General features: G+C 31.1%; 8 protein-coding genes. 5 read left to right on the top strand and 3 right to left on the bottom strand.

Going from position 1 to position 7,117, the window contains the following annotated elements; translation table 11 throughout:
• Positions 1-263 precede the first annotated feature (263 nt).
• On the top strand, positions 264-497 hold the full coding sequence (locus AC4BHA_RS13520; protein ID WP_490558787.1) for a hypothetical protein: 234 nt from the start codon (positions 264-266) through the stop codon (positions 495-497).
• 184 nt (positions 498-681) lie between these two features.
• Positions 682-1,200 (top strand): hypothetical protein, encoded by a 519-nt coding sequence (locus tag AC4BHA_RS13515; protein WP_490558786.1) that lies wholly within the window; start codon positions 682-684, stop codon positions 1,198-1,200.
• Positions 1,201-1,415: 215 nt separating this feature from the next.
• Here AC4BHA_RS13515 and AC4BHA_RS13510 read toward each other — a convergent pair whose 3' ends face one another.
• Positions 1,416-1,601, bottom strand: a complete 186-nt coding sequence (locus AC4BHA_RS13510) for a hypothetical protein (RefSeq protein WP_490558785.1) — start codon at positions 1,599-1,601, stop codon at positions 1,416-1,418.
• 911 nt (positions 1,602-2,512) lie between these two features.
• Positions 2,513-3,040, bottom strand: coding sequence for a hypothetical protein (locus AC4BHA_RS13505; RefSeq protein ID WP_490558784.1), 528 nt, complete (start codon positions 3,038-3,040; stop codon positions 2,513-2,515).
• A 412-nt stretch (positions 3,041-3,452) separates the two neighbouring features.
• Here AC4BHA_RS13505 and AC4BHA_RS13500 point away from each other — a divergent pair, with 412 nt between their 5' ends.
• The 3 genes from AC4BHA_RS13500 to AC4BHA_RS13490 all read left to right on the top strand — a co-directional run bounded on the left by AC4BHA_RS13500 (position 3,453) and on the right by AC4BHA_RS13490 (position 5,566).
• Positions 3,453-3,779: a PadR family transcriptional regulator gene (locus AC4BHA_RS13500; RefSeq protein ID WP_490558783.1), complete on the top strand. Its 327-nt coding sequence runs from the start codon at positions 3,453-3,455 to the stop codon at positions 3,777-3,779.
• A gap of 4 nt (positions 3,780-3,783) precedes the next feature.
• Positions 3,784-4,539: an HAAS domain-containing protein gene (locus tag AC4BHA_RS13495; protein ID WP_490558782.1), complete on the top strand. Its 756-nt coding sequence runs from the start codon at positions 3,784-3,786 to the stop codon at positions 4,537-4,539.
• 655 nt (positions 4,540-5,194) lie between these two features.
• Positions 5,195-5,566, top strand: a complete 372-nt coding sequence (locus AC4BHA_RS13490; protein WP_490558781.1) for a DUF4181 domain-containing protein — start codon at positions 5,195-5,197, stop codon at positions 5,564-5,566.
• Between the two features lie 250 nt (positions 5,567-5,816).
• Here the strand turns inward: AC4BHA_RS13490 and AC4BHA_RS13485 are convergent, their stop codons facing one another.
• Positions 5,817-6,974, bottom strand: coding sequence for a hypothetical protein (locus AC4BHA_RS13485; protein ID WP_490558780.1), 1,158 nt, complete (start codon positions 6,972-6,974; stop codon positions 5,817-5,819).
• Positions 6,975-7,117: the final 143 nt, after the last annotated feature.

Genomic DNA, 7,117 nt, shown 5'->3' with positions numbered 1-7,117 from the left:
AAAGTTCTTTTTGTCGCTTCTTATTTTCCCGCCAATTGGTCTCTTGATTAGAACATACGATGAACTGTCATTGGTAAAGGAAGGCATACTGACTACGGATATGTATGTTTTGATTTTAATTACAATAGTCGGAACAGTTGGGTATGTGAATGCCAAAAAGAAAAATAAACAGTAAATAGATGTCAGTATGTTCTAGTCATTATTAGACAAAAGGGGCAGGTTAGTTGAATAAAGAGGATTTAAAGGAAAGGGTGTTATAAAAGGTGGACTTGTTATTCTGGATAGCTATTGGTTTCATAATAATCGGATTTGTTGTTCTCGCTTCTATGAAAAAAGGTATGGAAAGTAAGGTCGCTTTTATAAAAGCAAATATGGAAGACGAGGAAAGTTCAAAGGCTAAAGCAAAATCGGTAATTTGGTGGATAGTGAGTATCACAGCTTGGGGAATAGTGAGTATGAATCTTGTGGTTTGGTGTTTTAAGAATTACGTTGGATAACTATTAGTTTCAAATGTATTTAAACTAACGGAGCCGTTGTTTCAGGAATGATTAATGCTCTTTTATATTGAACTTCTTATGGAAGTAAAGGGGCAGTTTAGCTTAACAGGAGCAACTGAGAAAATAACATAAAGTTAATTCAAGTATTTAAGAGTTACAATATAAGACGGGGGGAAGAGATGAGTTGGGGAAACGGACAAAAACAATCACTTTTTATGTTATATCAATGATTGTTACATATGCGATATTTGCAAGTATAGAGAGTGTAAAACTAAGTTCTAAAACTGTCGATGAAGCATTTGAAAAGTTTAAGAATGAATTTGTTGGAACTGAAATTGGTGATAAAGAATTTTACCGAATTGGGAATTCTACATTTGTGCCATTTGAAGTTGGAAATACTGTTTCATTAGTACGGTTTGAAAAAGGGATATTCGGTTGGAAACCAACCTATTATTCTCACGATGAGGATAGAGATTCTTCCTATACAAGTATTGTTGATGGAGATATCCTTTTGCACGGGGTCATACCAAAAGATATAGTGGCTGAAACGAAGACCTTAAAAGTGAACGGAATAGAAGCGGATATTGTTAGGCTCAATGATAAAATGAGCGTTTGGATTTTAATGAACAATAAACCAAAAAACTTTTCTAACATAAATATAGACTTCTTAGATAATGACGGACATATAATTAGTGAAATATAAATACAAATATCATTTCTAAAGGTAGTTGCTATTATTGTGAATAATTATACTTAAATAAACAGGGGTATTGATCTAAGAAGGATTAATGCCTTTTTGTGTTGAATTTCTTATTGTACAAAAGGGGCAGGTTAGTGGAAGAAACATAAGACAAGGTTATTTATGTCTTCTTTTTTGTTAACATCGCCCTTTAGTATAGAGATGTTGAAAAAAGAAGGTCAAGATTTTTTAGCCCGATCTATCGCAAAGCGAATTGTTACTCCGATTGCCCCACCTATTCCCATCAAAACAGCAACGTCTATAAAATTCTTAGATGGTATATCCTTGAAAACCAAATCAAAAATCCACATCAGCACTAAGACTGTAGCAATCAAACTCAATGTACGTAACAAACCTTTTATCATTATTTTCCTCCTGTGTGATTTTTTTTAATTGTATCACAACTGTACTATTTATATCGATTAGTTACTTATTACATAAACTAGGGCTGCAGGGCTTTATTTTTATACCGAAAGTTTGGTGTTTAGCTCACCTTCTTAATCTGCAAAAAAGGGGGAATTTAGCAGAAGGTTAAGACTGTCATAAGACGTTCAGTTATTATGCGACTAAAGGGGCAGGTTAGCTTAATACCAAAAGAAAATGAGGTTATTTTGTTAATAAATGAGATAGGTGAATTCTTTTGAATATGACTTTTTTATTTGGGTGAATATTAAATATATTGTTCCTGTATCATTTGGAGATTTGTAAAAATGCCACAATTGACCAATATGTAAATGTAATTCACAATCCAGCATTTAATAGATCATAGAACTGTAATTAAATCTCTTACAATATATTCTTTTTATACAACAGCATTTCCATAATAAATAAAAGGTGTAGGAGAAGTCTGATAACGAGTACCAATGTTAATTACTTCAAAGTGATAAAGATGGCTACCCTAAAACACCAAAAGGGATTCGGAAAAAGAATACTCCAAATCCCTTTTGTATGTAGTATGAATCTCTAAAAATATTATTCTTGAGATTTTTATTCAAGAAAGATTATGATAATAATGCTTTATTACGTTTAACAAGAATAATTGTAAAAATCAAACTAACTATAATGTAGTATATCCCCATTATAGATAAAGCATCTGTAAATATAGTTCCCAAATTAGTTCCTTTTATTACAGCTCTCCATATTAAAGAGCTTATTAGGAAAACAATGGGGAAGAATAAAAAGTATCCAATAAAATATAGTGAATTTTTATTGTTTTCTTTCATATAATGTAACACTCCTTTTACTGATACTTATTTTCTAAATTAATTTATAGAGTTTAGCTTGCACATTTGGCAGAATACCAAACCAAGAAAGCAGTAGCACCAACAACATTTCCACCAATGCCTAGTTTAATTAATAATTTTGCAGCCTCTTTATATGCTTTCTTCTCCAAATAAGCCCACAGACCACCGTTTATTGCAATATTAACAAGTGTAACACCAAAGTGGTCTTTTAAGGCATCTATCATACAACCTTTCCAACTTTGTTTAGCCATAGGTTGTATATTTCCATTATCAGATTGAGAGTTATTAATATCTTCTTTTAAAATATCAAATTCTTCACTTTTACCAAACTTAGCTTCTAATAAGTCAAAGTCAAAGCCTACTACATTTCCATTAGTGTCATATTCTGTAGCTTCTTCAAGCAAAAATTCAATGTCTCCAGCCATTTGATCAATCTGTTCTTCCTCATTAGATTGAGCTTTGGCATTAGCAATTGGTGATAGTACCATTACTAAGGCAAATACCATAACGCTAAGCCATATAAATGATGTTTTCTTTGAAGCGATACTTTTGATAATCATTTCCTTACCTCCAATTAATTAGTAATTCTTTAACCATAAACATTTTAGCACAAATTAATTACAAAATCATACAATAAATTCAAAAAAAGGAGAAATTTAGAAGATTGATAATTCCATAAATTTATTGATATATATTTCAATTCGTTATTATCCTTTGTAATTTTCATCCTTCACATACACGACTAAAGTGATTTCTGTGATATATATCCTCTTTTACTATTAATATAGAACAATCAGGGCAGGTTAGTGACAGAGAAATAAGTTGAAAATCATTCAATTTAATGTAAATAATTTGAATAATTTTCTTGAGTGTGATAATCTTTAACTAACTTGTAATGCAAGTTAGTTTTTTATTTACTCCACTACTTTGTATTGCAAGTTAGTTGGGTGAACCTTTAAAGGAGGAAACTAATTGTCGTCGAGTCAAATACTTAAAGGAATTTTAGAGGGGTGTCTGCTTTCAATAATTTCTAAAAAAGAAACCTATGGATATGAAATGACGGAAAAATTGGGTGAATTCGGCTTTACGATGGTTAGTGAAGGAAGCATTTATCCATTATTGCTCCGTATGAAAAAGGAAGGTCTTGTTACAGTAAATCAAAAAGAGCTACCTTCAGGCGGTCCAAAGAGGAAATATTATTCTTTATCAGTCAAGGGGTATGAGGAATTAGAGGAATTTAAGAAGAATTGGGCGGCTATCTCTAGTAGTGTCCATCAGTTATTGAGGGAGGGAGATTAAATATATGTCTATATCAACGGAAAGTCAGAATTTTTTGGAAAATATGAAAGTGTATTTAATTTCAAGCGGCAAAAAAGAAATAGAAATCAATGAAATTATAGGAGAATTAGAAGATCATCTTTGCGAAGCTGAAAAGAACGGTAAAAATATAGATGATATCATTGGAAAAAGTCCTAAAGAATATATGAATCAAGTAGCGAGTGAAATGCCTCTTGATTTGAAGGGCTTATTTAAATATATACCAATAATTATGATTGGTGCACTTGCTTTTATTCTTACAGGTAAAGCAATTAGGGGCGTTGAATTCTCAATCATTGATCTAGTTGGTTATCCATTGATATTCTTACTTAGTTTATTTACAACTGCGATTGTGTTCAAATATGTCTCAAGTAGACATTTGTCTAAAATAAATGAATGGATTATATTAGGAATAACAGGTGCTGTCCCAGTATTATTATTTATGATTCACATCTATATAAATAACGCTGTTAATACACCTACCTTTGAATTTGGGATAACTGGAAATATAATTGCAATCGGTTGTGCAGCCATCATTTTCATTTTGATGGCCGTTTGGAGCAAGTCTATGACACTTATTATTATTCCAATTCTCTTATTTTTACCAGAAGGAATTATTAATCTGACTAATCTTCAAGATCAAACAAAAACTATATTAAACGCTATAATTCCTTTTTCTCTAATTATCATCTATATATTTATTGTTTGGAATACAGAAAGAATTAAAGGAGAAACTAAATAATCGTAGGAATTATACATTTTTAACGAGGAGGCTATGAATTTAAATCTTAGTATCTTTGTGAATAAATTTACTTAAACAAACAGGGGCATTGATCTAAGAAGGATTAATGCCTTTTAGTGTTGAATTCCTTATTGGAGTAACGGGGCAGGTTAGTGAAAAAGGTATAATCAATTAATCAAGAATATGAGTAACAAGGGGTGAAAAGTAATGTATCAATTCCAACACGAGGTACAAAGAAAAGAAAAGATATATAAGGTATATGTCATTTTATTTATTATATCCGTATTAATAAATGTAGTTTTATTCTTTGTAGATGGTAGTATCCTTCGTGGAATAGTCAGTCTCTTAGTTTTTTCTATTGTCCTTCACTATGGTTTACGAAAAAAAGTCTGGGCGGGATTAATCGTAAAATCTATGGTATGGATACATATAGTTTTATTGTTTATTATGTTTCTGACTATGATAATTAAAGTTATACCGTAAGTACCTTTCTCAACTAACAGGGGCATTGATCCAAGAAGGATTTATGCCTTTTTATGTTGAATTTCTTATTGTAGAAACGGGGCAGGTTAGTGCAAGATGGATTTGCTATAATACATATCGAATTTTAAAGTTGTAATATTGGAAGTCGTGGCTAATAGAGAGAAGGGTGAATATGAAGCTGTTGGTGAGTCTTGTTGTTTTTCTTTTAGCAGCATTTTTAGTGGAGAAAATAGTGAGGAAATTTCTTGGTGTAAAGAAAATAGACCTTTCCGAAACTCCTGGAAAATCAATTGATCATTGGGGAAGAGTGATGATAGGTATACTTTTTGTGTTTACCTATTTGTTTGCCCTTGAAAAGGAATCGGATGACCTTTTAAAGTGGAATTTGATTCTATTTTTAACAGCATTAACGTGTTTACAAGTTATATTGGAATGGAAGTATCTAAAGGAATCAAAACAATATATTTCAACGATTATAAGTTCGATGATAATTATTCCTATCTTTTTTTCGTTGTTCACTTTTACTACTAACGGGGCAGGTTAGCTGAAAAAGGATTAATCTTGTCTAACATCGAATTATCAATATTTGAGAATTGATTTTATGTTGTCCCATACAGTTTTGAACCCTTATCTGTTTAGCTGTTTATACTTAATTTAAGTATTTAATTTAAAACTTCTGTATGGAAGATCTTTTTTTGTTGTTCGTTTTAACGGTTGAATACGGAATTATGTAAAAGAGACAGCTATGCTGTCTCTTTTTTGTGTTCGTTTAAGATAGATTTGTACATTCTTATTCACTCAGTAGAGTTATTAATAAGTATGCTTTCGCCTTCCATAGCATACAGGTTTAGCTTTATTTTTTGGGTTTTGTTTTTAAACTCAACTAGATATTTCACATAATCTGAATAAGAGCAGCTTTTCACAGTGAATATTCTGTAAAACTCGTTCGTATCTAGGCCATTTTTTAGTTCAGCGTATCCAACAATGGAGTCCGCTTCGTTATCGGTATTTCGCTTTTTAATGAAGATCTTTTCCAATCTGAAATCAAAGCTATAAATATCCCCATTTGGCTTGATTCTTAAAGGGTATACTTTAATCTCGCTTGGTAATTCAGATAAATCGTTTTCTACCTCAATGAAGAACGAAATGAAGTCTATGTTTTCTCCAGTTTTGTTTTTCTGAATTTGCATCTTAAATTTAAGTTCCTGTATTCTTTGTGTGTTATCTAAACAATTTGGTATTTGGTTATAAACTTCTTTTAATATATTATCGATTGTATTTACAACATAGTTGTAAGTATCCTTTGTTTTGGCAAGTGCATCTACTTGTTCGTAAAGTACATTATCATAACGAAATTCCTTTATATAAAATTCATCATTATCACCGAACATAAAACTGTTTTTGATATTTATTAATACGGTTTTGATATGTTTTATATAGTTATCGAAAGCTTGTAAATAACGATAATGCTTATCTAGTTTATTTTGATCTAAATAGTGTTTTACATTAGCAAAGTCTTGTATTTTATCTATCTTATTAAGGACATTAGTGACAAGATTTCTATCGGTAACTGGGAACGATTTATCACCTAGTAATCCTGCATTGATAATTTGGAACAAGACATCTATGCTAACTCTTGCGTAATGAAAAAATTCGATGGTTGTTTTCCTAAGAAACTCGCTATCTTTAATTTGAAAACCACCAATATTTATGTTTGTCTTGTTGAAATCGTTGACGGTGATTGTAGCTTTTCCTTTTTCTGCAGCTTCTTGAAAAATATCATTTTCTGTAGACTCTAAAACAGATTTCCGGTGTTCGTATACTTCGTTTAATAGATTGTATGAAATTGTTAAGTAGTTTAAAGTTTCTTGTAGACTCTGTACATATGGCCAAGCATCGTAGACTTTGTATTCCGCTAGCCTTTTTTCTAAAACTTGAAATGTATTATTCATAATTGCACCCCTAGCCGTTTTTCTCATATTAACATAAATTCCCAATTATAAATATGTTTATTGTGGTGAGGTAATCTAATTTCTTATATGAATAAAGCACCCTTAACAACCGAGGGTGCTTTATATTTTTGCAGCTAACGGGG

The organism is Pradoshia sp. Z3_51 (assembly GCF_058215915.1).
The sequence above is the reverse complement of the archived record's forward strand: the minus strand, read 5'-3'. Positions and strand labels throughout refer to the sequence as shown.